This window comes from Ideonella sp., assembly GCF_041914305.1.
In the GTDB taxonomy this organism is placed as follows: domain Bacteria; phylum Pseudomonadota; class Gammaproteobacteria; order Burkholderiales; family Burkholderiaceae_C; genus Ideonella.
The window spans coordinates 146,508-171,849 of record NZ_JAYSDQ010000006.1; the positions used below are offsets into that span (position 1 = coordinate 146,508).

General features: G+C 69.2%; 19 protein-coding genes and 1 pseudogene. 1 reads left to right on the plus strand and 19 read right to left on the minus strand.

What is annotated here, in order from left to right; all coding sequences use genetic code 11:
- Nucleotides 1-220 precede the first annotated feature (220 nt).
- Complete coding sequence (locus ACE3SG_RS10225) at nucleotides 221-982, plus strand: hypothetical protein (RefSeq protein WP_374564730.1); 762 nt, start codon at nucleotides 221-223, stop codon at nucleotides 980-982.
- An 18-nt stretch (nucleotides 983-1,000) separates the two neighbouring features.
- Here ACE3SG_RS10225 and ACE3SG_RS10230 read toward each other — a convergent pair whose 3' ends face one another.
- The 19 genes and pseudogenes from ACE3SG_RS10230 to ACE3SG_RS10320 all read right to left on the minus strand — a co-directional run bounded on the left by ACE3SG_RS10230 (nucleotide 1,001) and on the right by ACE3SG_RS10320 (nucleotide 25,071).
- The gene (locus tag ACE3SG_RS10230; protein WP_374564731.1) at nucleotides 1,001-2,065 is read right to left on the minus strand and encodes a chemotaxis response regulator protein-glutamate methylesterase; all 1,065 of its coding nucleotides are present in this window, start codon (nucleotides 2,063-2,065) and stop codon (nucleotides 1,001-1,003) included.
- A gap of 8 nt (nucleotides 2,066-2,073) precedes the next feature.
- On the minus strand, nucleotides 2,074-2,889 hold the full coding sequence (locus ACE3SG_RS10235; protein WP_374564733.1) for a protein-glutamate O-methyltransferase CheR: 816 nt from the start codon (nucleotides 2,887-2,889) through the stop codon (nucleotides 2,074-2,076).
- A gap of 25 nt (nucleotides 2,890-2,914) precedes the next feature.
- A complete protein-coding gene (locus ACE3SG_RS10240; RefSeq protein ID WP_374564735.1) occupies nucleotides 2,915-3,451 on the minus strand; it encodes a chemotaxis protein CheW in 537 nt (178 codons plus the stop codon).
- A gap of 11 nt (nucleotides 3,452-3,462) precedes the next feature.
- Complete coding sequence (locus ACE3SG_RS10245) at nucleotides 3,463-5,532, minus strand: methyl-accepting chemotaxis protein (protein ID WP_374564903.1); 2,070 nt, start codon at nucleotides 5,530-5,532, stop codon at nucleotides 3,463-3,465.
- Nucleotides 5,506-6,051: pseudogene (locus tag ACE3SG_RS10250) on the minus strand (PAS domain-containing protein); the annotation flags it as partial. The gene ACE3SG_RS10245 and the pseudogene ACE3SG_RS10250, both read right to left, overlap by 27 nt.
- Entirely contained in the window at nucleotides 6,048-8,324 is a 2,277-nt protein-coding gene (locus ACE3SG_RS10255) for a chemotaxis protein CheA (protein ID WP_374564737.1), read from the minus strand. The gene ACE3SG_RS10255 and the pseudogene ACE3SG_RS10250, both read right to left, overlap by 4 nt.
- Nucleotides 8,321-8,680, minus strand: coding sequence for an STAS domain-containing protein (locus ACE3SG_RS10260; protein WP_374564739.1), 360 nt, complete (start codon nucleotides 8,678-8,680; stop codon nucleotides 8,321-8,323). The genes ACE3SG_RS10255 and ACE3SG_RS10260 overlap by 4 nt, the downstream gene beginning before the upstream one ends.
- Nucleotides 8,681-8,689: 9 nt before the next feature.
- Nucleotides 8,690-9,061 (minus strand): response regulator, encoded by a 372-nt coding sequence (locus ACE3SG_RS10265; protein WP_374564741.1) that lies wholly within the window; start codon nucleotides 9,059-9,061, stop codon nucleotides 8,690-8,692.
- Between the two features lie 6 nt (nucleotides 9,062-9,067).
- Entirely contained in the window at nucleotides 9,068-10,060 is a 993-nt protein-coding gene (locus tag ACE3SG_RS10270; RefSeq protein ID WP_374564743.1) for a methyl-accepting chemotaxis protein, read from the minus strand.
- Nucleotides 10,061-10,381: 321 nt separating this feature from the next.
- Entirely contained in the window at nucleotides 10,382-12,037 is a 1,656-nt protein-coding gene (locus tag ACE3SG_RS10275; protein ID WP_374564745.1) for an acetolactate synthase large subunit, read from the minus strand.
- 22 nt (nucleotides 12,038-12,059) lie between these two features.
- Nucleotides 12,060-13,673, minus strand: a complete 1,614-nt coding sequence (locus ACE3SG_RS10280; protein ID WP_374564747.1) for an FAD-binding protein — start codon at nucleotides 13,671-13,673, stop codon at nucleotides 12,060-12,062.
- Between the two features lie 32 nt (nucleotides 13,674-13,705).
- Nucleotides 13,706-14,536, minus strand: a complete 831-nt coding sequence (locus ACE3SG_RS10285; RefSeq protein ID WP_374564749.1) for a carbonic anhydrase — start codon at nucleotides 14,534-14,536, stop codon at nucleotides 13,706-13,708.
- A 12-nt stretch (nucleotides 14,537-14,548) separates the two neighbouring features.
- Nucleotides 14,549-15,289, minus strand: a complete 741-nt coding sequence (locus tag ACE3SG_RS10290) for a peptidylprolyl isomerase (RefSeq protein WP_374564751.1) — start codon at nucleotides 15,287-15,289, stop codon at nucleotides 14,549-14,551.
- Between the two features lie 15 nt (nucleotides 15,290-15,304).
- Nucleotides 15,305-16,114 (minus strand): respiratory nitrate reductase subunit gamma, encoded by an 810-nt coding sequence (gene narI, locus ACE3SG_RS10295; RefSeq protein WP_374564753.1) that lies wholly within the window; start codon nucleotides 16,112-16,114, stop codon nucleotides 15,305-15,307.
- Nucleotides 16,111-16,815 carry a nitrate reductase molybdenum cofactor assembly chaperone gene (gene narJ / locus ACE3SG_RS10300; RefSeq protein WP_374564755.1) on the minus strand — a complete coding sequence of 235 codons (705 nt, stop codon included), beginning with the start codon at nucleotides 16,813-16,815 and terminating at the stop codon, nucleotides 16,111-16,113. The genes narI and narJ overlap by 4 nt, the downstream gene beginning before the upstream one ends.
- A gap of 11 nt (nucleotides 16,816-16,826) precedes the next feature.
- The gene (narH, locus tag ACE3SG_RS10305; protein WP_374564757.1) at nucleotides 16,827-18,350 is read right to left on the minus strand and encodes a nitrate reductase subunit beta; all 1,524 of its coding nucleotides are present in this window, start codon (nucleotides 18,348-18,350) and stop codon (nucleotides 16,827-16,829) included.
- Entirely contained in the window at nucleotides 18,347-22,153 is a 3,807-nt protein-coding gene (locus tag ACE3SG_RS10310; protein ID WP_374564759.1) for a nitrate reductase subunit alpha, read from the minus strand. The genes narH and ACE3SG_RS10310 overlap by 4 nt, the downstream gene beginning before the upstream one ends.
- A 196-nt stretch (nucleotides 22,154-22,349) precedes the next feature.
- Entirely contained in the window at nucleotides 22,350-23,738 is a 1,389-nt protein-coding gene (locus ACE3SG_RS10315) for a NarK family nitrate/nitrite MFS transporter (protein ID WP_374564761.1), read from the minus strand.
- Nucleotides 23,739-23,769: 31 nt separating this feature from the next.
- A complete protein-coding gene (locus ACE3SG_RS10320; protein ID WP_374564763.1) occupies nucleotides 23,770-25,071 on the minus strand; it encodes a nitrate/nitrite transporter in 1,302 nt (433 codons plus the stop codon).
- Nucleotides 25,072-25,342: the final 271 nt, after the last annotated feature.

The following is a 25,342-nucleotide window of genomic DNA, read 5'->3' on the forward strand; positions in this document are numbered from 1 at the left end:
GCGCGGTGCCGCGTGCAGGCGCCAATTCTGGCAAGGCTCTTGCTGAGATCCGGTGCGGCGGCATCGGCACGAGCGCCGCGGCGGGCCGCCCCGTGCCGGCGTGCGCAAGAGTTCACGCCGCCGCGCTGAGCGTGCCCGGCGGCTTGACGGGTGTCAATCGCCGGGGCGCGCCGCAGTGCGCCAATCAAGGTCCCGGCAGCACACCCCCACGGAGCCCCCGATGAACCGGACCGACGAGCCCCCGGACGCCAGCGCCATACCCGTTGCGACAGCAACGACAGCAACGACAGCAACGATGCGGCTGCCGGCGTTTTTCGACCAGGTGCCGAAGCTGATGGTGCGTGACCCGATGGCCGAGCTGCTGGGCTGTGCCGAGGGGGGCCTGTTCGAATACGGCTACGCCGATGCGGTGCGGCTGACCGGGCATTCGTGCCCGACCGTGGCGATGGCCTACTGGCTGACCGTGCGCTCGCTGCGGGTGCTGTACCCGGGCGAGCTGCCGGTGCGCGGCGGCATCGAGGTGCAGTTCAGGGACAGTGCGCGTTCGGGCGAGGTGGGCGTGGTCGCCACGGTGGTGCAGATGCTGACCGGCGCCGCCGGCAGCTCCGGGTTCAAGGGCCTGTGGGGCCGGTTTTCTCGCGCCGGGCTGCTGCGCATCGCACCCGACCTGCCGATGTCGTTGCGCTTTCGCCGGCTCGACACCGGGGCCGCGGTCGACGCGGCGGCCGACCTGTCGCTGGTGCCGGCTGACCCCGAGCTGCAGCGCCTGATTGAGCGCAATGCGCGCGAGCCGCTGGACAGTGCCGAGATGGCCGTGCTGGGGCAGCTGTGGCAGCGGCGGGTGCGCCACCTGCTGCTCGAAGCCGGCGAAGACCCGGCGGTATTCATGGTGCGGCCCGCCCTGCGCAACGGCAAGGCCCTGCCGGGCGTGGGCGGCGCGCTGGTGCGGCGCGAGCGGCGGGTGCCGATCGTGGTGCGGTGATCGGCCGTGGCGCGCTGATCAGCCGCGCGCGTCGAATTGCAGGATCGCGCGGGCCACGCGGTCCAGCGGCAGGATGTCGTCGACGGCGCCGAGCCTGATCGCCTCCTTGGGCATGCCGAAGACGACGCAGCTGGCTTCGTCTTGCGCGATGGTGCGGGCGCCGCCGTCGTGCAGCTTCTTCATGCCGCGCGCGCCATCGTTGCCCATGCCGGTGAGCATGATGGCCAGCACGTCCTTGCCGGCGCAGTCGGCGGTGGCGCGGAACAGCACGTCGACACTGGGCTTGTGGCGGTTCACCGGCGGGCCGTCGGCGACCACCGCGAAATACTGGCCACCAGCCTTGCGCAGCTGCAGGTGCCGGCCGCCGGGGGCGATCAGCACGGTGCCGCGCTCCATGCGGTCGCCGTCGCGCGCTTCGCGCACGGTCATCGCGCACAGGCCGTCCAGGCGCTGCGCGTACATCGCAGTGAATTTCTCCGGCATGTGCTGTACCACGGCGATCGCCGGCGCGTCGCCGGGCAGGGCGGTCAGCACCTGCTCGAGCGCCTGGGTGCCGCCGGTCGAGCAACCCACCACGACCGGCTTGTTGACGCTGAGCGTGTGCTGCACCGGCACGGGTCGTGCCGCGGCCAGCGGCGCCGCAGGTCGAATGGCGGTGGCGGTGGCCGCGCTGCGGGGCCGCGGGCGCGAGCGGGCGGCGGTCTTCAGCGCCTGCAACAGCTCGCGGCGCGAGTCTTCGAGAAACTGCCGCAGCCCGAGCCGCGGCTTGGCCACCACGCTCACGGCGCCGGCGGCCAGCGCGTCCAGCGCCATGTGACTGCCCTCGGTGGTCAATGTCGAGCAGATCACGGTCGGGATCGGTGTCTCGCTCATCAGCTGGCGCAAGAAGGTCAGGCCGTCCATGCCCGGCATCTCGATGTCCAGCAGCAGCACGTCGGGCGCCTGCTTGCGCAGCATCGGCGCGGCGATCAGCGGGTTGGGCGCGCTGCCTTGCAGCACGATCTCCGGGTCGCCCTGCAGCAGGTGCTGCAGCGTCTGGCGCACCACCGCGGAGTCGTCGACGACGAAGACCTTGATCACCATGGCCGCGCTCAGCCCCGCTTGCGGAAGGCGCCCGGCGCCAGCACGTCCAGCGCGGTGTCGCAAGGCACGCGGCCCTCGGCGGTGCCGAGAAAGAACAGCCCCCCCGGGCGTAGCTGGCCAAGCACGCGGTCGACCACCGCGCTCTTGGTCGGTGCGTCGAAATAGATCAGCACGTTGCGCAGGAAGATCACGTCGAACGGGCCCAGGTTGTCGATCGGCGCACACAGGTTGAGCTGGCCGAACTGCACCCGCTGGCGCAGCTTGCCCTGCATCTGCACCAGCCCTTCGGATTCACCCTCGCCGCGCAGGCAGTAGCGCTTGAGCCGCTCGGGCGACACGTCGCGCAGCCGCTCGGCCGGGAAGATGCCCTGGGCGGCGCTGCTGAGAACCCGGTCGCTGATGTCGGTGCCCAGGACCGACCAGTCGCCGCCGATGCGGCCTTGCTGGGCCAGGTCGGCCAGCAGCATCGCGGTGCTGTAGGCCTCGTCGCCGAAAGACGAGGCCGCGCTCCACACCGCCAGGTGAGCCGGGCGCTGGCGCGACAGCTCGCGTTCGAGCAGGTCGTAGTGCGCCGGCTCGCGAAAGAAGTAGGTCTCGTTGGTGGTCAGCAGGTCCACCGCCACCTGGAACTCGCCACCATCGCCGCCGCCTTCGATCAGCGCGAGGTAGTCATGGAAGCTGCCCAGCCCCAGGCGCTGGATGCGGGGCGTGAGGCGCGACGACACCAGCGGCCGCTTGCTGTCGGCAAAGGCCAGGCCCACCGTGGCGTGCATCAAGGCGCTGATGCGGCTGAAGGCGTGGTCGTCGAGTTGCGGTGCGGGCATGGGTCTCTTGCGCTGCGGTGCGGCCTCAGGCTGCGACGGTGGCCTGGGCGGCTTCGCACAGGTCGGCCATTTCGCCGACATCGAAGGCGCGGTCGGGGTCGAGGATGATGACGAAGCGGCCCGCCACCTTGCCCATGCCGCTGATGAAGTCGCGCTGCACCGAGGCGCCGAAGCTCGGCGGGGGCTCGATGTCGTCGCCGGTGATCTCGATCACCTCGCTGACCGCGTCGACCATCAGCCCGAGCTCGACCCGCTCGCCGTCGCGCACCGCGTCGAAGATCACGATGCAGGTCTTCTTGCCGACCCGCGCGGCCGGGCGGCCGAAGCGGGCATGCAGGTCGATCACCGGCACCACTGCGCCGCGCAGGTTGATCACGCCGCGAACGAAGTCGGGCATCAGCGGGATGGTGGTCACCGCGCCGTGCTGGATGATCTCGCGCACGGTGCGGATGTCCATCGCGAACACCTCGTCGCCGAGCGAGAAGGTCAGGTACTGCGCTGCGGCGTCGTCGGTGGCCGAGGGCGCCTGGGCGGGCGCCTCGGCCTTCACAAGGGTGCCCATCGCGGCCTCCTTCAGTAGGGGCGGAAGTTGCCGTTCGTACCGGTGCCCAGGTGCCCGCGCGGCAGCGCAGCGGCCGGCTTCGCGGTGCCGCGCATCGGCGAGTTCGGCGCCCGGCGATCGACCGGGGCCCCGTCGGCGACACCCCGGCGGGCCGGTGTGGCGGCCACCGGGGCGCCGAGGCTGAAGAAGGCCACCGATTGCTGCAGCTGCTCGGCCTGGCCGGACAGCTCTTCCGACGTGGCGGCGAGCTCCTCCGAGGCCGAGGCGTTCTGCTGCGTGGTCTTGCTCAGCTGGCCCATCGCGCTGCCGATCTGGCCGACCGACTGGCTCTGCTCTTGCGATGCCGCGGCGATCTCCTGCACCAGCTCGCTGGTCTTCTGGATGCTGGGCACGATCTCGTCGAGCAGCTTGCCGGCGCGCTCGGCGGTGCTCACGCTGTTGCTGGCCAGGTCGCCGATCTCCTTGGCCGCTTCCTGGCTGCGTTCGGCCAGCTTGCGCACCTCGGCCGCGACGACCGCGAAGCCCTTGCCGTGCTCGCCGGCGCGTGCCGCCTCGATCGCCGCGTTCAGCGCCAGCAGGTTGGTCTGGTAGGCGATGTCGTCGACGATGCTGATCTTCTGCGCGATCTGCTTCATCGCCTGCACCGTCTGCGTCACCGCGGTGCCGCCTTCGCCGGCCTCCTTGCTGGCCTTGGTGGCCATGCCGTCGGTGACCTTCGCGTTGTCGCTGTTCTGCGAGATGCTGGCGCTCATCAGGTCGATCGACGAGGTGGTCTCTTCGACCGAGGCGGCCTGCTCGCTGGCGCTTTGCGACAGGCTCTGCGCGGTGGCGCTGACCTGGGTGGCGGCGCCGGTCAACGCGTCGGCGGCGGCGCGCACTTCCTCGATGATCGCGGCCAGTTTCTCGCTGGTGCTGTTGGCGTCGTTCTTGACCTGGTCGAACACGCCCTCGGCGTCGCGGCTGATGCGCTGCGTGAGGTCGCCGTTGGCCAGCGCGCTGAAGACACGGCCGACGTCTTCGATGATGGCCGAGAGCTTCTCGCTGGTGGCGTTGGCGTCGTCCTTGACCTGGCCGAAGACGCCGTCGTAGTCGCGCGAGATGCGCTGGCTCAGGTCGCCGGCCGACAGGGCGCCGAAGACGCGGCCGACATCGCCGAAGATCACCGAGGTGGTCTCCATCAGCGCGTTGACGCCTTCGCACAGCGCGCGGATCGGGCCGCTCTTGCCGTCGAGCGGAATGCGCTGGCCCAGGTCGCCGTTCTTGGCCGCGGTGGTCACCACCTGGGCCTGCTCGACGGCCTGCTCCAGCATGCGCGCCGCGTTGACCTGGGCGGTCACGTCGGTGGCGTACTTGACGACCTTGTACGGCTTGCCGTTCAGGTCGAGGATCGGGTTGTACGAGGCCTGGATCCAGATCTCGCGGCCACCCTTGCCGATGCGCTTGTACTGGCCGGCGTCGTACTCGCCGCGGCCCAGCTTGTCCCAGAACATGCGGTACTCGATCGAGCCCGCCGCGCCCGGCTCGGCGAACATCGAGTGGTGCTTGCCCTTGATCTCGTCGAGCGAGTAGCCCAGGGTGCGGCAGAAGTTCTCGTTGGCGCTCAGGATCGTGCCGTCGAGCTTGAACTCGATCACCGCCTGCGCCTTGCTGATGGCGCTGAGCTGGCCTTCGAAGTCGGCGGCGCGCAGCTTGGCCTCGGTCACCTCGGTGGCGATCTTCACGATCTTGGCGACCCGGCCCATCTCGTCTTTCACCGGCGCGTAGACGGCCTGGATCCAGATCTCCTTGCCGGCCTTCGTGATGCGCTTGAAGACGTCCGAGCGCGGCTGGCCCGCGTTCAGGTCGCGCCAGAACTGGGTGTAGGCCGCGCTGTTGGCCAGCTCGGCGTCGCAGAACATGCGGTGGTGCTTGCCCTTGACCTCGTCTTGCGTGTAGCCGAGCGTCTTCAGGAAGTTCTCGTTCGCCGCCAGCACGTGGCCGCCGAGATCGAACTCGACGAAGGCGTAGCTGTTGTCGATCGCGCCGAGGATGCCGCGTGCGTTCTGGCGCTCGAGCTCGGCCTCGGTGATGTCGTAGCGCACGCCGAGGTACTTCATCGGCTTGCCGTTCTCGCCCAGGATCGGCGCGATGACCGCGTCCACGTAGTACGGCGTGCCGTCCTTGGCGCGGTTCTTCACCGTGCCGCGGAAGATGTCGCCGCGGCCGATGGTGGCCCACATCTGCTTGAACACCTCCTTGGGCATGTCGGGGTGCCGGGTGGTGTTGTGGCCGAAGCCGATCAGCTCGTTCTTCGGGTACTTCGAGACCTCGAGGAACTTCTGGTTGACGCTGAGGATGTCGCCCTTCTTGTCGGCCTCGGAGACGATGCTCGTCAGGTTCATGATGTCGGTGCGCACCTTCAGCTCCGACTCGACCGCGTCCAGCCGCGCCTTCAGCTGCGCCAGCGTCGCGTCGCTGTCGGCGCGTGCCGCGTCGGCGTCCGCGCGGGCCTTCTCGGCGGCGGCGCGGGCACTCTCGGCCTGCGCCAGGGCGGCATCGGCCTGCTGCAGTTCGGCGCCGGCGACCAAGCGCGCGATCCAGGATGGGCTGGACGGGTTCATGTGGCTTTCCCTTCGGATGAAACTTGGCGAACGGTGCGCTCGGAGTGCGCGGGGGTGGAGACGGCGGCGGGATGACAGACCGACGCGGACGGCTCGGCCGCCAAGCGGCCAGAAGTGCGAGCTTCGGCCGCGAGGCGGCCGAGGGCAGGAACATCGAAGATCAGCGCGACCTCGCCATTGCCGAGGATCGACGAGCCCGAGATGCCGCGCAGGCTGCGGAACATGCGGCCCAGCGGCTTGATGACGGTCTGGTGCTGGCCGAGCAGCTGGTCGACCATCACGCCGAAGCGGTTGCCGCCGGCCTGGATGACGACGACGCTGACGCGATCGGGCTCGGGCGAATCCAGCGCATACAGCGCGCGCAGGCTGACCACCGGCAGCACCTGGCCGCGCAGCTCGACGCAGCTGCGGCCGCGTGCGTCGGACTGCGCCGGCGCGGCGCGCGACTCGATCACCTCGACCACCGACTCCAGCGGCAGGATGAACTTGCTCGGGCCGACACCGACCAGGAAGCCGTCGATGATGGCCAGCGTCAGCGGCAGCCTGATCTCGATGCGGCTGCCCACGCCTTCGGTGCTCTGGATCTCGACGCTGCCGCGCAGCGCCTGGATGTTGCGGCGGACCACGTCCATCCCGACCCCGCGGCCCGACAGGTTGGTCACCTGGCTCGCGGTGGAAAAACCCGGCTCGAAGATCAGCTGGTCGATCTCGGCCTCGGGCGGCACCACGCCGCGCTCGACCAGGCCGACGGCCCAGGCCCGCTGCAGCACCTTCTGGCGCTGGATGCCGCGGCCGTCGTCGTCGATGCGGATCAGGATGCTGCCGCTCTCGTGGCAGGCCGACAGCGTCAGCTTGCCTTGCCTGGGCTTGCCGGCGGCTTCGCGCTGCTCGGGTGATTCGAGGCCGTGGTCGAGCGCGTTGCGCACCAGGTGCATCAACGGGTCGGCAATGCGCTCGACCACGCTCTTGTCGAGCTCGGTCTCGGCGCCGACGATCTCCAGCTGCACGTCCTTGCCCAGCTCGCAGGCGGTGTCGCGCACCACGCGGCGAAAGCGGTTGAAGGTTTCGCCGATCGGCACCATGCGCAGCTGCAGCGTGCCGTTGCGGATCTCTTCGATCAGGTGGCTGATCTGGTCGTTGGCCTCGATCAGCGCACCCTGGCGCGTCTGCCGCGCCAGCAGCAGGGCGCCGGCGCCGGCGATCACCAACTCGCCCAGCAGGTTGATCACCGCGTCCAGCCGGTCGGCCTGCACGCGGATGAAACGCTGGTCATCGGCCGCGGCGCCGTCGCGTTGTTTGCTCTGCTTGTTCAGGGCCGCCGTCACCACCTGCGGGCTGACACCGGCCACCGTTTGCAGCACCTCGCCGAGCCGCGTGGTGCTGCCCTGTGCCACCGCGGCGGCCTGGGTGCGCAGGCCCAGCTGCAGCTGGGCGCGGGTGATGGCCCCCGAGGCGACCAGGATCTCGCCCAGGCGCGGGTTGTCGGGCATCGACTCGATCAGCGCCGCAAAGTGCTCGGGCGTGGCGCCGGGCTGGATGACGTGCAGCTGGCAGTCGTCGCGCACGAAGCTGAACGCGCCCTCGATCTCGGCGCGCGAGGCCTCGCTGACCAGGCCGAACTCGAAGCCGAGGTGGCAGCTTTCGGGGTCGAGCTGGTCCAGCGGCGGCACGGCGTCGATGTCGCAAACGATCTGCGGCACTTCGCCCAGGCCGCGCACATAGTTCAGCAGCGCCAGCGGGTCCATCCCGTTGCGGAAGGTGTCGGGGCCGAAGGTGACCGAGACATGCCAGCGGTGGGCCACGGCCGATGGCGCGGCGGCGGCCTGCACCTCGGTGGCCGGGGCCGCCTCGGGGCTGGTGCCGGCCGCGGCCTGCAGCTGCTGCACCAGCGCCTCGCGCGTGGCGGCGTCGCTGTCTTCGTCGCCTGCGGCGTCGCGGGCGCGCTCGACCAGGCTGCGGATCTGGTCGTTGCATTGCAAGAGCAGGGTGCTCAGGGCCGGTGTCAGCGCCAGCCGGCCTTCGCGCAGCTGGTCGAGCAGGGTTTCGACATGGTGGGTGAAGGCCACCACCAGGTCGAGGCCGAAGATGCCGGCCGAGCCCTTGACGGTGTGGGCGCAGCGGAACAGCGCGTTCAGCAGCTCGCGGTCGTCGGGGCGGTCTTCCAGCTGAAGCAGCAGTTGCTCCAGCGACTCGATTTGCTCCTGCGCCTCGCTGATGAAGGCGGGCAACGCCTCGGCGATGAAGCTGAGGTCCAGGTCGGTGCCGGCGCTCATGCGGTTTGCCCGGCTGCGGTTTGTTGGGCCAGCCAGTCCGACAGGCCGAGCGCTGCGCAGCCGGCACCGAGCACCGCGCTGGCATCGCGCAGCCAGCAGCGGCGGCCGAGCGCGGCCAGCGCGCGCTGCAGCGACAGCAGCAGCTGCAGCCCGGCGGCGTCGACCTGGTCGACCGCCGCGGCCTGCACCTCGGCCACCTCGCCGGGCGGCGAGGCGGGGCTCAGCTGGCCCAGCCAGGCCAGCCACTGCGGATGCAGCTCGCCGACCGTGTAGATGGTTATTTCAGCGGGCAGCACCAACGCCTGGGAAGACGCGGTGGGCGGGGTGCCCGTCTTGGCTTTGGATCGCCTGGCCATCGTGCGCTCCTAGGGGAGGATCAGCTTGGACACCGCGTCCAGCAACTGCGGCGGGTTGAACGGCTTGACGATCCAGGCCTTGGCGCCGGCGGCGCGGCCCTGGTTCTTCTTCTCGTCCTGGCCTTCGGTGGTCAGCATGATCACCGGCGTGAACTTGTGGCGCGGGTGCTGCTTGACCTTGGTGACGAAGGTGATGCCGTCCATGTTCGGCATGTTGACGTCGCTGACGATCAGGTTCACCTTGCCCGCCTTGTCGAGCTGGGCCACGCCCTCGACCCCATCGGCGGCTTCGAGCACGTCGTAGCCGGCCCGCGCCAGCGCCATGCGGACGACGGTGCGCAATGAACTGGAGTCGTCGACGATCAGGATGGTCTTGGCCATGGTGGTTCAGAAGAAGGTGGTGGTGGATTCGGCGCGGGGGGACTGCGCAGCGGTGCGCTGCTCTTGGGTGGTGTAGCCGTTGCTCAGCAGGGCGGCCCATTCGGTGCGCTGCGGTGCGCGGCCGGCCAGCAGGTCGGCCTGCAGCCGGGCCATGCCCTGGGCGATGGACTGGCCGACCTGGTCCATGATCTGGTGCACCCGGTCCTGGAACTGGAAGCTCACCATCAGCTGCTGCACCTGGTCGCGCACGGCCTGGCCACGCTGGCCGAGCTCCGCCGCGCGGGCATTCAGCCCTTCGACCGCGCCGTTGACCTGCGCCACCACCTGGCCGATGGTCTGTTCCGATGAGCGGATCGTGCCGGCGTCGCGCTCGGTGTGTTCGCTGGCACGCGTCAGCGCGTCCTGCATGCGCGAGCTGAAGGCGTTGACACGGTCGCCGATGCGCTTGCCGGTGTCGCCCGATTCGGTCGACAAGCGGCGCACCTCGGCGGCCACCACCGCGAAGCCGCGGCCGTCGGGGCCGGCACGGGCCGCTTCGATCGCGGCGTTGATCGACAGCAGGTTGGTCTGGCGCGCGATCTTGGCCACGTCTTCGGCCATGCCGCGCAGATGCGCCGAGTCGCCAGCCAAGGTCTGCACCGATTGCATGATCTCGTCACGCGATTTGACGAAGCCCTGGAAGTTGTCGAGCAGGCTGCGCAGCTGCACCTCGCACTGCCCCAGCACATCGGCGCGTTGGTCGAGCGATGCCTCGGTCGGCCGCGCGCCGCCGGGCTCGACGATGGCGTCGAGCTGGTCGAGGATCGCCGCAAAGCCTTGCAGCAACTCGTTCGTCGCATCGCGCATCTGCGACTGCGCCATGCCGAGGTTGGTGGTCCAGGTCGCGGCCGCGGTGCCCAGGCAGTGGGCGATCTGCGCCGCGTGGTCGGTGGGCGCATCGGCCTGCAGGCCTTGCCTGTCGGGCCCGGTTCGAAACCAGGAGAGAAAGCGCCTCGTCATGCTCGATCCTGCTGAGCGATTGGAGTCGGAAGGCGTCGTCCCCGCGCCTGCCAGCATGGATGCGTTCATGAGTGACCGTGTCGTGTTTGGGGGGCTTTACTGCTCTTGGTTGTTCTGAAGTGAGGCCCTCCGGTGGCGGGCATGACAGGGCCTGCCGCCAGAGGGTGGTGGGTGTGGGGTCGCCACAACTTTGCGATGTATCGACCAACGGGCGGGGCAGTTAAGCGGCCCCGCCTGTTTCTAATCGAACCGGTGAGTGGCTTTTGCCCGCTATTTGGGCGGTTATGGGTGTGCGGCCAGCGCACACCACGCCCGCAGCGATCAGGGCGCGATCTTGCGTTTGAGCGCCTGTGCCAGCGGCTGCGGCAGATGCGGCAACGACCGCAGCAACCAGGGCAGCAGCTTGCGCTTGGCGCCGCTGAGCGATTCGGGCACCAGGGCTTCGATCAGGTGCGGGCCGGGGTGGTCCAGCGCGTAGGCCAGGGCATTGGCGAATTCACCGGCGTCGTCGGTGCGCACCGCGTGCACGCCCATCGACTGGGCCATCTGCGCGAAGTTCAGCGCCGGCTCGCCCAGGTTCAGCTGTGAGCGGGCCTTGGGGCCGCCGGTGCCGGCGCCCACGCGCTCCAGCTCGACGTTGAGCACTGAATACGACGCGTTGTTGAAAACGATGGCCACCACGTGCAGCGCCTCGCGCGCCATGGTCCACAGGGCCTGCACGGTGTACATCGCGCTGCCGTCGCCCACCAGGGCCAGCACCGGGCGGCCGGGGCAGGCGATGGCCGCGCCTGCGGCGCTGGGCAGGCCCTGGCCGATAGCGCCGCCGGTGAGCGTCAGCAGGTCGTGGCGCGGGGCGCCGGCGGTCATCAGGCCCAGCATCAGGCCCGAGGTGATGGCCTCGTCGACGATGATCGCCCGCTCGGGCAGCAGGTGGCCCACGGCCTTGCAGACCTTGGGCGCCGTGAGCCGGCCGCGGGGCCGGCCGGGGCGCTGCGCGGCTTGCCGCGCGGGCATGGCCTGGGCGGCGCCCAGGGCCTCGGCCAACGCGGCCAGGCTCGCCGCGGCGTCTTGCGCGGGGGTGGACAAGCTGAGCACCTGGCAGCCCTCGGGCACCAGGTCGCTGGGTTTGCCGGGGTAGGCGAAGAACGACACCGGCGCCTTGGCATCGACCAGCACCAGGTGATCGAGCCCGGCGAGCTGCACCCCCGCCATCTCGGCCAGGTAGGCGATGCGCTCGACCGGCGGCAGGCCAGCACCACGCTCGAGCCGGGTGGGGAAGACTTCGGCCAGCAGCTTCACGCCGGTGTGCGCGGCGATGCGCCCGGCGGCCAGCAGCGCCGGCTCGCGCAGGGCCCGCCCGCCCAGCAGCAGCGCTACCCGGCCGCCGGCGCGAATGGCCGCCGCCACCGCGGCCACGCTGGCGGGGTCTGCAGCGGCCGGGGTGGCTGGCGGCGGGGGCATGCAGGGTTCGCCGCCTTCGCTCCACGAGACATCGGCCGGCAGGATCAGCGTGGCCACGCTGCCCGGCAGGCCACGCGCCGCGGCGATCGCGTCGGCCGCGTCGCGGCCCAGGCCGGCGCTGCTGCGCGCGGTGCGCACGAAGCCGGGCGAGACATTGCGCGCCACGGTCTCGATGTCGGACTGCAGTTGCGCGTCGTAGCGCACATGGGTGGTGGCGTGGTCGCCCACGATGTTGACCACCGGCACCTTGCCTTTGCGCGCGTTGTGCAGGTTGGCCAGGCCGTTGCCCAGGCCGCAGCCCAGGTGCAGCAGCGTGGCGGCGGGCTTGTCGGCCATGCGGGCGTAGCCATCGGCGGCGCCGGTGGCCACACCTTCGAACAACGCCAGCACGGCGCGCATCCCGGGCTCACCGTCGAGCGCAGCGACGAAATGCATCTCGCTGGTGCCGGGGTTGGTGAAGCAGACCTCGACGCCGGCGTCGACCAGGGTCTTCATCAGGGCTTGGGCGCCGATCATCGGTGGGTCTCCTCGGGGTGGTTCAGCGGCCGGTGGCGATGGCTTGGGCCGCCGCGCGGGCGGTGAGGATGCAGCCGGGCAGGAAGGTGCCTTCGAGCGAGCGCCTGCCGTGGGCGCCGCCGCCGCCGAAGCCGGCCGCCTCGCCCACGCAATACAGGCCGTCGATGGGCTGGTCGTGGCTGTCGAGAACTCGGCTGTGCAGGTCGGTGCGCAGGCCGCCCAGGCTCTTGCGGGTGATGAGCTGGATGTGGATGGCGATGAACGGCCCCGCGCCCTTTTGCTGCAGCGGCGCCGGGGCGCAGGTTCGCAGCTTGTCGGGCCCCCATTGGCGGGCATGCAGGATGCGGCGCAACTGGTCATCGTTGTGCAGGCTGGCGCCGCGGGCGAAGTTGGCGTCGAAGGCGTCGGCCGTGGCTTGCAGCACCGCGGCCTGCACGTCGTGCGAGCAGGTCAGTGCGTTCATCTGGCCGGCCAGGCCGGCCAGCGTGTCGTCGACCAGGAAGTGGCTGCTTTCGCGCGCCATCTGGCGCACCAGCCGGTGGTTGCCCAGCAGGGTCTCCTTGAGGAACAGCGGGAACTGCTTGTCGCGGATGCGCTGATTGTGCTCGGCGCCCGAGATGGCGAATTCCTTGGCCGCGATGCGCCAGTTCAGCAGCTGCCAGGTCCACGGACGGGCCTGGGCCGACACGCGCTGGCACAGCCAGTGCGTGTCGAACCCGGCCACCAGCGGCTCGGGGCCGATGCGCCGGCCGCGGTGGTCCAGCCACAGGGCCGACTTGCAGGGGATGAGCGACAGGCCGTGGCCGCGGAAATGCGGGTAGGGGTGCGGGATGCCGGCGGCGTAGTTCCACATCTCGCCAGCGCGCACGAGTTGGCCGCCCCAGTGGTCGCCTACGTGGTGGTGCAGCAAGCCGTCGGCGAAGGGGTGGGCGCCGTTGAGCATGGTGGCGGGCTGCGGCTGCCCGGCCGGCCAATGCGCGCGGACCTGCTCGTGGCTGCCGTTCACGCCGCCCATCGCCAGCACCACGGCGCCCGCGCGAAGCCGTCGCTCGGCGCCGGTGGCCTCGTTCACCGCGACCACGCCGCTGACCCGCCCCGCGGAGCGCTCGACCTCGGTGACACGGTGGCCGTGCCACACCACCAGGCGCCCGCCGGGGTCTGCCTGGTGCATGGCCGCCGACAGGCGCCGCGTGAGCTCGCGCGCGGTGCCCCACACGATGTGGTAACGCGGCAGGCTGTTGCCCTCGCCGTGCAGGCCGCGCTCGACCCAGTTCACCGCGGGCATGAAGCGCAGCCCTTCGCCCAGCAGCCAGTCGTAGACCTCGGCGCGCGAGCGCTCGACATAGTGCCGGGCCCAGGCCAGGGCCCAGGTATCGCCCGGGTCGAGCTCGCCGAAGCGCAGCCAGTCGCGCAGGGCCCGCTCGGGGGTGTCGGGGATGCGCATGCGCGCCTGCAGCGGCGTGCCCACCAGCGCCATGCCGCCGAAGGCCCACAGGGCCAGCCCGCCCAGGCGCTGGGGTGTGTCGCGGTCGACCAGGGTGACCTTCAGGCCGGCGCGCAGCGCCTGCAGCGCGGTGACGATGCCCGCCAGGCCGCCGCCGGCGATCACGACATCGGACGCTGTGTCATCGATCATCGGGCGGGCGATCGATGCAGCTCGGGTGCCGCTCAGCGGCCCTCGTCACCGGTCAGGGCGGCCGGGGCGTAGGAATCGTCGATCTCGTTGAACAGCGGCGATTCGTCGGCCAGCGTGAAGGGCCCGTCGCCGCTGTGCTCGGCCTCTGAGGCGGGCACGAAGCCGCCGCTCTTCAGGTCGAAGACATGCACTTCGCCGTCTTCGATCACGTAGTGCCAGCCGTGCAGGGCCAGCTCGCGCCGCTCGACGCGCCGGCGCACCATCGGGTAGTTCATCAGGCGTTCGAGCTGCAGCACGATCGAACGCTGCTCGGTGCGGCGCAGCACCTCGGGGCGCAGGCCGTCTTTCGGGTCGTCGGCCTCGGGCGCGAACAGGCGCACCGGCAGCACCGCCTCGCGGGCCAGGTCGAGCCAGGCGCCCAGGTTCACCGCCTCGGGCGACAGGTCTTCGTACAGCGCCTTGATGGCGCCGCAGTGGCTGTGGCCGCAGACGACGATGTGGCGCACGTGCAGGTTCAGCACCGCGAATTCGATCGCCGCGGCGGTGCCGTGGTAGCCGCCGCTCCAGCGCGCAGGGCCTTCGGGGGCGGCGCGGGTCAGCCAGCCGGCGGCGCCGGGTTCGGGGTCGTTGGCGTCGAGCCGGCCGCAGCAGGGCGGCACCAGCGCGCCGACGTTGCGCACCATGAACAGATCGCCCGGGCCCGCGCCGGTGAGCAGGTAGGGCACCAGGCGCGAGTCGGAACAGCCGATGAACAGCGTGCTCGGGTGCTGGCCGTCGTCGACCAGCTCCCGAAAGCGCGCCTGGTAACGCGGGAACGCGTCGTCGCGAAACCGGCGCAGTCGCTGCAGCAGCTCGTCGGGCATGAGGGTGTCAGCTCACTGCGCCAGCGTGGTCGCCTCGGCGTCGAGCCGCACGCCTTCGAGCACGGCCTCGTCGGCCAGCGTGTGCAGGTAGTGCCGCACGGCGTTGGCCCAGGCCTGCTGGCGCAGCGTCTGGGCGACGGCAGCGCGCACGTCTTCGAAGGCCGGGGCGGCGCCGGCGTCGCGCGCCAGCACCTCGACGATGTGCAGGCCGAAGCGCGAGTGCACCAGCAGCGGCAGCACGCCGATCGTCTCTTGACCGAAGACGGCGCGGGCGAACTCGTCGGCGCAGTCTTGCTGGGTCAGCCAGCCGAGGTCGCCACCCGCGGCACCGGTGGGGCAGTTGGACCATTGGCGTGCCGCGTCGCCGAAGGCGTCGCTGCCGGGCTCGGCGCAGCGCAGCTCGATCAGCAACGCCTCGGCGCGCCGGCGCAGCGCCGCGATGTCCAGCCCCGGCGTCACCGCGAACAGGATGTGGCGCAGGTGCAGGCGCTCTTGCCGTGCATAACGCTCAGGCTTGGCGTCGAACGCGCGGCGGCAGGCTTCTTCGGTCGGCTCGTCCAGCGTCAGCGCCTGGTCCAGCAGGCGCTCGATCGCGTCGGGCACCGAGACCGTCTCGAGGCCGGCGCGCTGCGCCGCCTGGCGCAGCAGCTCGGTGCAGGCGCGTTGGCGCAGCGTGTCGTCGTCCAGTGTTTCGCCGGGCTGGTGCAGCGGCACGCCGTTGACCGTGGCGGGGGCGAGCAGGGTCGTGGTCATCGTGGGTGCTCCGTCTCAGGCGTTGCGGGGGCGGTGCACCGGCTGGGCCACGTCGGCCGCCCGTGCGGGGGCCGGCCGCGCTGCTGCGGGGCGCGAGGCCAGCTGGCGCTGCGGGGTCAGGTGGCCGGCCGGCAGGTTCAGCTTGCGGCTGCGCACCATCTGGTACGGGCGGAACACGTAGCCCACGCTGGCAAAGCCGCTCCACACATGCACCAGGCGGGTGAACGGGAAGACCAGGAAGATCGACATGCCAAGCACCATGTGTGCCTTGAAGACCCAGCTGGCCTCGGCCAGCAGCTCGACGCTGCCTTCGCGGAAGGTGACGATGCGCTGCGCCCATTCGGCCAGCCGCATCATCATGCCGCCGTCCAGGTGCTGGGCCGACAGCGGGATCGTCGACAGCCCGAGCGCGAACTGCAGCCACAGCAGCACCAGCAACACGATGTCGCTGGTCTTCGACGTGGCGCGGATGCGCTCGTCGAACAGGCGGCGGTGCAGCAGCAGCGAGACGCCGGCAAAACCCAGCAGGCCGAACAGGCCGCCGGAGATCATCGCCATCAGCTGCTTGTGGCCGGCGCTGATGAACGGCTCGTAGATGAAGTGCGGGGTCAGCATGCCCACGCTGTGGCCGGCGAACAGGAACAGCACGCCGAGGTGGAACAGGTTGCTGCCCCAGCGCAGGCTGCCGGCGCGCAGCAGCTGCGACGAGTCGCTCTTCCAGGTGTACTGGTCGCGGTCGAAGCGGATCAGGCTGCCGATCAGGAAGACCGACAGGCAGATGTACGGGTAGTAGCCGAACAGAAAGGTGTCGAACCAGGTGGTCATGCGCTTGCTCCTTGGGCTGGCTGGCGAGCGGTGTTGTTGGTGTTGTGATTGCGAACGATGTGGATCGGCTGCGGCGCACCCGGCTTGGCCTGGCCGGCGGTCGAGCAGCCGTCGAAGGCGGGCGGCTCGGCCCAGGCTTCGTCGAGGGCGACGTCGGCCACGACCGGCACGGCCTGCACCTTCTGGCCCGACAGCTCCAGCACCGCGGCGATCACCGAGGCGTAGGGGCTCTCGCGCTCCAGCAGGGCGCTGAACACGGCGGTCAGGATGTGCGCCATCTCGCCGAGGAACTCGCGCGCCAGCTTGTCGGGCTGGGTCGAGGCGAACTCCAGCACGATCGGCAGGTGGTCGGGCAGCTCCTTGCCTTCCAGGCGCAGGCCGGCGCGTTCGTAGGTCTGCTGCAGGTCGACCAGCGCCGGGCCGCGCTCGCGCGAGTCACCGTGCACATGCTCGAACAGGTGCAGCGAGGTGGCGCGGCCGCGGTCGAAGGTGTCGACGTAGCGCGCCTCCACTTCATACGGGTCGCTTGCGCCGATCCAGCGCGTCAGCGCCTGCAGCTCGGCCAGCCGGGTGCGCGACAGGCCGTCGGTGCGGGCCAGCGCGTCGGCCAGCTCGGGCATCGCGGCGCGCAGCTCGGCGTTGGGGTAGCCGAGCAGGGCCGACAGCACGCGCAGGGCCAGGGACTTGGGGGTGTTCTTCATGCCATGCTCCTTCAGACCGTGGCCTTGATCGGCACCGTGCGGCGCTTCTTGCCGCCGAACAGCGAGGTGTCACTGCTGCCGTCCGAGCAGCCGTTGCCGAACGAGAAGCCGCAGCCGCCGCGCATGTCGAAGGTGTTCTCGGCGTACTCGCGGTGGGTGGTGGGGATCACGAAGCGGTCTTCGTAGTTGGCGATCGCCATCACCTGGTACATGTCTTCGACCTCGCGCTGGGTCATCGCCACGCGTTGCAGCAGGGCCAGGTTCTCGACGCCGTCGACATGCTTGCCGCGCTGGTAGGCGCGCATTGCGAGCATGCGTTCGAGCGCGCGCACGACCGGCTCGGTGTCGCCCGCGGTCAGCAGGTTGGCCAGGTATTGCACGGGGATGCGCAGCTGGCGCACGTCCGGGATCTCGCCGTTGACGCCGATGTCGCCGGCGTTGGCCGCGGCGGTGATCGGCGACAGCGGCGGCACATACCAGACCATCGGCAGCGTGCGGTACTCGGGGTGCAGCGGCAGCGCGATCTTCCACTCCATCGCCATCTTCCAGACCGGGCTCTTGCGGGCCGCGGCCAGCCAGGCCTCGGGGATGCCGTCGGCACGCGCCTGCTCGATCACCTTGGGGTCGTTCGGGTCGAGGAAGATGTCGCACTGCGCCTGGTACAGGTCGCGGTCACGCTCGGTGCTCGCGGCTTGCTGGATGCGGTCGGCGTCGTACAGCATCACGCCGAGGTAGCGGATGCGGCCGACGCAGGTCTCGGAGCAGACGGTGGGCTGGCCTGCCTCGATGCGCGGGTAGCAGAAGATGCACTTCTCGGCCTTTCCGCTTTGCCAGTTGTAGTAGATCTTCTTGTACGGGCAGCCCGACACGCACATGCGCCAGCCGCGGCACTTGTCCTGGTCGATCAGCACGATGCCGTCTTCCTCGCGCTTGTAGATCGAGCCCGAGGGGCACGACGCCACGCACGCCGGGTTCAGGCAGTGCTCGCACAGCCTGGGCAGGTACATCATGAAGGTGTTCTCGAACTGGCCGTAGATGTCCTTCTGGATCGCGTCGAAGTTCTTGTCCTTCGAGCGCTTGGCGAATTCGCCGCCCAGGATCTCTTCCCAGTTCGGGCCCCACTCGATCTTCTCCATCCGCTTGCCGGTGATCAGGCTGCGCGGCCGGGCGGTCGGCGCGGCCTTGCTCTCGGGCGCCGACTGCAGGTGGTCGTAGTCGAAGGTGAAGGGCTCGTAGTAGTCGTCGATCTGCGGCAGGTTCGGGTTGGCGAAGATGCGCATCAGCAGCTTCCACTTGCCGCCTTGCTTGGGCTCGATCGAGCCGTCGGCATTGCGGATCCAGCCGCCGTTCCACTTGTCCTGGTTCTCCCAGTCTTTCGGGTAGCCGATGCCGGGTTTGGTCTCGACGTTGTTGAACCAGGCGTATTCCATGCCCGGCCGGTTGGTCCAGACGTTCTTGCAGGTGACCGAGCAGGTGTGGCAGCCGATGCACTTGTCCAGGTTCAGCACCATGCCGATTTGTGCGCGGACTTTCATGCTTGTTCTCCCGGGTTGGTGCCTTCGTCGTCGAGCCAGTCGACCTTGTTCATCTTGCGCACCACGACGAATTCGTCGCGGTTGGTGCCGATGGTTCCGTAGTAGTTGAAGCCGTAGCTCAGCTGCGCGTAGCCGCCGATCATGTGGGTGGGTTTGGTCACGATGCGAGTCACCGAGTTGTGGATACCGCCGCGCTGGCCGGTGATCTCGCTGCCCGGTGTGTTGATGATCTTTTCCTGCGCGTGGTACATCAGCGTCATGCCGCGGTTCACGCGCTGGCTCACCACTGCGCGGGCCGCGATGGCGCCATTGGCGTTGAACAGCTCGATCCAGTCGTTGTCGACGATGCCGGCTTCCTTCGCGTCGTCCTCGCTCAGCCAGACGACCGGGCCGCCGCGGTTGAGCGTCAGCATCATCAGGTTGTCGCTGTAGGTCGAGTGGATGCCCCACTTCTGGTGCGGCGTGATGAAGTTCAGCGCCACTTCCTTGTTGCCGTTGGGCTTGATGCCCCCTTCTCGACCTTTCACACCGGCGATCGCCTTCAGGTCCACCGGCGGGCGGTAGCTGGTGAACTCTTCGCCGAAGGCGCGCATCCAGGCGTGGTCCTGGTAGAACTGCTGCCGCCCGGTGAGGGTGCGCCAGGGGATCAGCTCGTGCACGTTGGTGTAGCCGGCGTTGTACGAAACCTTCTCGCTCTCCAGCCCGCTCCAGGTGGGTGAGCTGATGATCTTGCGGGGCTGGGCCTGCACGTCGCGGAAGCGGATCTTCTCGTCTTCGCGGTGCAGCGCCAGGTGGGCGTGCTCGCGGCCGGTGAACTTGCTCAGCGCGTCCCAGGCCTTCACGGCCACGTGGCCGTTGGTCTCGGGCGCCAGCATCAGGATCACCTCGGTGGCGTCGATGTCGGTCTCGATCTTCGGCATGCCCTTGGTCGGGCCTTCGGTGTGCACCTTGCCGTTCAGCTCGGCCAGCTGGCGCACCTCTTCGGCGGTGTTCCAGCCGATGCCCTTGCCACCGTTGCCGAGCTTTTCCATCAACGGGCCCAGCGCGGTGAAGCGGGCGTAGGTGGCCGGGTAGTCGCGCTCGACCACCGCGATCGACGGTGCGGTCTTGCCGGGGATCAGGTCGACCTCGCCGCGCTTCCAGTCCTGCACGTCGAAGGCCTGGGCCAGCTCGCCCGGGGTGTCGTGCATCAGCGGGCTGAGCACCACCTCTTTCTCGACACCGAGGTGGCCCACGCAGACCTCGGAGAACTTCTTCGCGAAGCCCTTGTAGATCTCCCAGTCGCTGCGCGCTTCCCAGGCCGGGTCCACCGCGGTGGACAGCGGGTGGATGAACGGGTGCATGTCGCTGGTGTTGAGGTCGTTCTTCTCGTACCAGGTGGCGGTGGGCAGCACGATGTCCGAATACAGGCAGGTCGTGCTCATGCGGAAGTCGAGCGTGACGATCAGGTCCAGCTTGCCTTCGGGGGCCTTGTCGTGCCAGCGCACCTCTTGCGGCTTGGCATCGTCGTGGCCCAGGTCCTTGCCCTGCACGCCGTGCGAGGTGCCGAGGAAATGCTTCAGGAAATACTCGTGGCCCTTGCCCGACGAGCCGAGGATGTTCGAGCGCCAGACGAACATGTTGCGCGGCCAGTTGTCCGGGTGGTCGGGGTCTTCGCAGCTCATCTGCAGCGAGCCGTCCTTCAGGCTGGCCACCACGTGGGCCTTGACATCGCTGCCGCCGTCGCGGGCCACTTGCAGCGGGTTGGTTTTGAGCTGCGGTGCCGAGGGCAGCCAGCCCATGCGTTCGGCGCGCACGTTGTAGTCGATCAGGCTGCCGCCGAACTCGGCCTTGTCGGCCAGCGGCGACAGGATCTCGCCGACGCCCAGCCGCTCGTAGCGCCACTGGTCGGTGTGGGCGTAGAAGAAGCTGGTGCTGTTCATCTGGCGCGGCGGGCGTGTCCAGTCCAGCGCGAAGGCCAGCGCGGTCCAGCCGGTCTGCGGGCGCAGCTTTTCCTGCCCCACGTAGTGGGCCCAGCCACCACCGCTTTGCCCGATGCAGCCGCACAGCATCAGCATGTTGATGATGCCGCGGTAGTTCATGTCGCAGTGGTACCAGTGGTTCATCGCCGCGCCGATGATCACCATCGACTTGCCGTGCGTCTTGTCGGCGTTGTCGGCGAACTGGCGCGCCACGGTGATGACCTGGTCACGCGGCACGCCGGTGATCTTTTCCTGCCAGGCGGGCGTGTAGGCCGCGTCGTCGTCGTAGCTCTTGGCGCCGTCGCCCAGGCCGCGCTCGATGCCGTAGTGCGCGGCCATCAGGTCGAACACGCTGGCGACCAGCGCCTCGCGTTGCTCGCCTTCCTTGCCCAGGCGGATGCGCTGCACCGGCACCTTGCGCACCAGCACGTCGCCGCCTTGCTGGTTGGCGCTGAAGTGCGGCGTCTCGATGCCGGCGAAGTAGGGGAACGCGACCTCGGCCACCTCGTGGCCCTGGGCGTTCTCGCTGGCCGACAGTTGCAGCGTCACCTCTTCGCCGTGGCGGGCTTCCTTGTTCTCGAGGTTCCACTTGCCGGCGTCGAGCGTGCCCTCGGCACCCCAGCGGAAGCCGACCGAGCCGTGCGGCGCGACCACGCGGCCGTCCTGGTCGAAGGCCAGCGTCTTCCACTCGGGGTTGTTCTGCTGGCCCAGGCGGCCATTGAAATCACTGGCGCGCAGGTAGCGCTGGCTGGCCAGCACCTCGCGGCCGTCGGGCAGGGTGCGCCTTTCGAGCATCACCAGCATCGGCAGGTCGGTGTAGCGGCGCGCGTAGTCGTCGAAATAGGCGCTGCGGACCTTGAAGCCGTCGGCGGCACCGCCGCTGAAGTAGAACTCCTTCAGGATCACGTGGCCCATGGCCATCGCCAGCGCGGCGTCGGTGCCTTGCTTGGGGTGCATCCACAGGTCGGCGAGCTTGCTGACCTCGGCGTAGTCGGGCGTCACCGCCACGGTCTTGGCGCCCTTGTAGCGCACCTCGGTGAAGAAGTGGGCGTCGGGCGTGCGGGTCTGGGGCACGTTGGAGCCCCAGGCGATGATGAAGGTCGAGTTGTACCAATCGGCCGATTCGGGCACGTCGGTCTGCTCGCCCCAGACCTGCGGGCTCGACGGCGGCAGGTCGCAGTACCAGTCGTAGAAGCTCATGCACACGCCGCCGATCAGCGACAGGTAGCGCGAGCCCGCGGCGTACGAGACCATCGACATCGCCGGGATCGGCGAGAAGCCGATGATGCGGTCGGGGCCGTGCTTCTTGATCGTGTAGACGTTGGCCGAGGCGATCATCTCGTTGACCTCGTCCCAGGTCGAGCGCACGAAGCCGCCGAGGCCGCGTTGGCGCACCCAGTCTTCGCGTTGCGTGGCGTTCTCGACCACCATCGCCCAGGCATCGACCGGCGTGCGGGCCACCGCGCGCGCGGCGCGCCAGTGCTGCAGCAGGCGGCCGCGGACCATCGGGTACTTCACGCGGTTGGCGCTGTATAGGTACCACGAGTACGAGGCGCCACGGGCGCAGCCGCGCGGCTCGTGGTTGGGCAGGTCGGGCCGGGTGCGCGGGTAGTCCGTCTGCTGGGTTTCCCAGGTGACGATGCCGCCCTTGACATAGATCTTCCAAGAGCACGAGCCGGTGCAATTGGTGCCGTGCGTGGAGCGCACGATCTTGTCGTGCTGCCAGCGGCTGCGGTAGGCGTCTTCCCAGGTCCGGTCTTCGCCGGTGGTCACGCCGTGCCCATCGGCAAAGTCTTCGCGGGGTTGCGAGAAGTGGGTCAGTCGATCGAGAAAGTGGCTCATCGAGGGCTCCGTTGAATCGGAGTGGAGTGTTGGGGGCCAGGGGCAATGGCGTGCGACACCATCACGGCACTGCGTGACAGTGCGTGAATGCTGCGTGTCAGCCCGGTAACCGGGGTTTGAATTCGCCCCGTGCGCGGCCCCGCCGTTGGGGCCGCCCGGGTCAATGCCGTGTCCCGCTGTCTGCGGGACAGGGCACTCAGCAAGGCATCGGTGCGTTGCGGCGGCTGTAGTACCACCAGGTGACGACGATGCAGGTCACGTAGAAGGCGATGAAGCAGTACAGCGCGGCGTCGGTGCCGCCGGTCAGCGCGATCGAGGTGCCGTAGCTCTTGGGGATGAAGAAGCCACCGTAGGCGCCGATCGCCGAGCTGAAGCCCAGCACCGCGGCGGCTTCCTTGTTCGCGTCCTTCACGGCCTGTTCCTTGGCGGCCGGCCCCTTGTTCTTGGCATCCGCCAGCCGCTCATTCAGGAAAATGACCGGGATCATGCGGAAGGTCGAGCCGTTGCCGATGCCCGAGGCGGCGAACAGGAACAGGAAGGCGATCAGGAAGCCGATGAAGTTGCCGCCCTGGCCGTTCGAGGGCAGGAACTGCATCACCGCCAGCACGCCGACGACCATCGCGACGAAGTTCCAGAAGGTCACGCGGGCACCGCCCACCTTGTCGGCCAGCCAGCCGCCCACCGGGCGCACCAGGGCGCCGACCAAGGGGCCGAGCCAGGCGTACTGCAGTGCATTGATGCCGGGGAACTGGCTCTTGATCAGCAGCGGGAAGCCGGCCGAGTAGCCGATGAAGCTGCCGAAGGTGCCGAGGTAGAGCCAGCACATCAGCCAGTTGTGCTTGCGCTTGAAGATCACCGCCTGGTCGGCGAACGAGGCCTTGGCATCGGCCAGGTCGTTCATGCCGAACCAGGCTGCCAGGGCGCTGGCGACGATGAACGGCACCCAGATGTAGCCGGCGTTCTGCAGCCACAGCACCATCGGGCCACCGACCTTGGTGACGGCCTGCGGCGCACCGCCGATGTCACCGAAGACGTTGGCACCGATGACCATCGGCACGACGACCTGCACCAGCGAGACACCGAGGTTGCCCAGGCCGGCGTTCAGGCCGAGCGCGGTGCCTTTCTTCTCTTTCGGGAAGAAGAAGCTGATGTTGCTCATGCTCGAGGCGAAGTTGCCGCCGCCGAAGCCGCACAGCAGCGCCAGCAGGATGAACACCTCGTACGGCGTGTCGGGGTTCTGCACCGCCAGGCCGATGCCCAGCGCCGGCAGCAGCAGCGAGGCGGTGGAGATCGCCGTCCAGCGCCGGCCGCCGAACAGCGGCACCGCGAACGAGTAGAAGATGCGCAGCGTCGCGCCGCACAGGGCCGGCAGCGATGCCAGCCAGAACAGCTGGTTGGTCGAGAAGCGGAAGCCCACCTGCGGCAGGTTGACCACCACGACGGACCAGACCATCCAGACCGCGAACGCGAGCGTCAGCGCAGGGATCGAGATCCAGAGGTTGCGTTGCGCAATCGATGCGCCCTGGGAGCGCCAGAACCCGCCGTCTTCGGGGTTCCATTGCGCGATCAGTGAAGAAGAAGCCATCAGGTGCTCCTTGTTGAGGGTAGAGGGGGATTCAGGCGGTGGCGGGCGAACCCATCAGGCGGGTGCGGCGCACTTCGGTGAAGTACATCCAGATCAGCGAGACCCAGACCACGCCGTACAGCAGCATGAAAGCCGACGAGCGCACACCGGTGAGGTCGAGCAGGGCGCCGAACAGGATCGGCAGCACGAAGCCACCCAGGCCGCCGGCCAGGCCGACGATGCCGCTGATGGCGCCGATGTTCTTCGGGTAGTCGTCGCTGATGTACTTGAAGACGCTGGCCTTGCCGAAGGCCCAGGCCACGCCCAGCACCGCCATCAGCGCGGTGAACGAGTAGACATTCAGGCCGATGTGGAAGGTCTGCGGGCCCTTGACGGTGAAGACCGTGAAATCGGTTTGCGGGTAGCTCAGCAGGAACAGGCAGATCCAGCTGACCCACATGACCCACCAGGTGACGCTGTGCGCGCCGAAGCGGTCGGACAACCAGCCGCCCACCGCGCGCAGCACGCCGCCGGGCAGCGAGAAGCAGGCTGCGAGCAAGGCCGCGACGCGGATGTCGAGCCCGTATTCGCCGACGTAGTACTGCACCATCCACAGCGACAGGCCGACGTAGCCGCCGAACACGATGCTGTAGTACTGGCAGTACTTCAGCACCTTCGGGTCCTTCAGCGCCTTCAGCTGGTCGACGAAGGTCACGTTGCTCGGCACCAGGTGCTGCGGGTCGCTGTGGCTGAACATCCAGAACAGCACCACCGTGCCCAGCATCACCGCGGCATAGACCTGCGGCACCATGGTCCAGCCGAAGGCGACCACCAGTGCCGGGGCGACGAACTTGTTGACCGCCGCGCCCGAGTTGCCGGCGCCGTAGACGCCCATCGCAAAGCCTTGGCGCGACTTCGGGAACCAGCGCGCCACATACGGCGTGCCGACCGAGAACGCACCGCCGGCCAGGCCGACGAACAGGCCGATCGTCAGGAAGTGCCAGTAGGCGGTGGCGTAGGACATCATCCAGATCGCCGGCACGGTGAGCGCCATCAGCAGCGCCATCACGATGCGGCCGCCGAAGCGGTCGGTCCAGATGCCCAGCGGCACGCGCACCAGCGAGCCCGACAGCACCGGCATCGCGGTCAGCAGGCCAAACTCGGTGGCGTTGAGGTTGAGCGCCTTCTTGATCGGGATGCCGACCACGCCGAACATCATCCAGACCATGAAGCAAACGGTGAAGGCGAGCGTGCTGACGATCAGCACCGACAAGGCCTGGCGGCTGCGGTTGGGCAGGGCAGTGCTGGTTGCGGTGGCGCTCGATAACGGGGCAGGGTGGGTGGCCAGGGCCATGACGTACTCCTCTTTCCTGAACTGAACTTTCGACCTTGCGAGGCGCCGCGAACATCCTTCCGTGGAGCGCGTGGGGCGCGGCGGAAGAACGATGCGGGCCCGGTGCGGCATCGTTCGAATGGACGATGCCGGCGGCCCGGCCGGCAGCATCGGTGCGCGCCGGCAACCGGCGGCGAACCGACGGTGACGGCGGGTGACACTGTGTGAATGCCGCGTATCAGGGCGGCAGCGGCGTGCACGTCCGCGGCCTCCCGGCCGCGTCGGGCGGGGG

Excerpts from the sequence above, each read along its gene's own strand:
- ACE3SG_RS10280 (WP_374564747.1), bottom strand. The coding sequence starts at position 13,673 with ATGATCGATGACACAGCGTCCGATGTCGTGATCGCCGGCGGCGGCCTG.
- ACE3SG_RS10290 (WP_374564751.1), bottom strand. The coding sequence starts at position 15,289 with ATGACCACGACCCTGCTCGCCCCCGCCACGGTCAACGGCGTGCCGCTG.
- narJ (WP_374564755.1), bottom strand. The coding sequence starts at position 16,815 with ATGAAGAACACCCCCAAGTCCCTGGCCCTGCGCGTGCTGTCGGCCCTG.
- ACE3SG_RS10225 (WP_374564730.1), top strand. The coding sequence starts at position 221 with ATGAACCGGACCGACGAGCCCCCGGACGCCAGCGCCATACCCGTTGCG.
- ACE3SG_RS10270 (WP_374564743.1), bottom strand. The coding sequence starts at position 10,060 with ATGACGAGGCGCTTTCTCTCCTGGTTTCGAACCGGGCCCGACAGGCAA.
- ACE3SG_RS10255 (WP_374564737.1), bottom strand. The coding sequence starts at position 8,324 with ATGAGCGCCGGCACCGACCTGGACCTCAGCTTCATCGCCGAGGCGTTG.
- ACE3SG_RS10260 (WP_374564739.1), bottom strand. The coding sequence starts at position 8,680 with ATGGCCAGGCGATCCAAAGCCAAGACGGGCACCCCGCCCACCGCGTCT.
- ACE3SG_RS10275 (WP_374564745.1), bottom strand. The coding sequence starts at position 12,037 with ATGATCGGCGCCCAAGCCCTGATGAAGACCCTGGTCGACGCCGGCGTC.
- ACE3SG_RS10230 (WP_374564731.1), bottom strand. The coding sequence starts at position 2,065 with ATGGTGATCAAGGTCTTCGTCGTCGACGACTCCGCGGTGGTGCGCCAG.
- ACE3SG_RS10315 (WP_374564761.1), bottom strand. The coding sequence starts at position 23,738 with ATGGCTTCTTCTTCACTGATCGCGCAATGGAACCCCGAAGACGGCGGG.
- narI (WP_374564753.1), bottom strand. The coding sequence starts at position 16,114 with ATGACCACCTGGTTCGACACCTTTCTGTTCGGCTACTACCCGTACATC.
- ACE3SG_RS10240 (WP_374564735.1), bottom strand. The coding sequence starts at position 3,451 with ATGGGCACCCTTGTGAAGGCCGAGGCGCCCGCCCAGGCGCCCTCGGCC.
- ACE3SG_RS10320 (WP_374564763.1), bottom strand. The coding sequence starts at position 25,071 with ATGGCCCTGGCCACCCACCCTGCCCCGTTATCGAGCGCCACCGCAACC.
- ACE3SG_RS10310 (WP_374564759.1), bottom strand. The coding sequence starts at position 22,153 with ATGAGCCACTTTCTCGATCGACTGACCCACTTCTCGCAACCCCGCGAA.
- narH (WP_374564757.1), bottom strand. The coding sequence starts at position 18,350 with ATGAAAGTCCGCGCACAAATCGGCATGGTGCTGAACCTGGACAAGTGC.
- ACE3SG_RS10285 (WP_374564749.1), bottom strand. The coding sequence starts at position 14,536 with ATGCCCGACGAGCTGCTGCAGCGACTGCGCCGGTTTCGCGACGACGCG.
- ACE3SG_RS10235 (WP_374564733.1), bottom strand. The coding sequence starts at position 2,889 with ATGCCCGCACCGCAACTCGACGACCACGCCTTCAGCCGCATCAGCGCC.
- ACE3SG_RS10265 (WP_374564741.1), bottom strand. The coding sequence starts at position 9,061 with ATGGCCAAGACCATCCTGATCGTCGACGACTCCAGTTCATTGCGCACC.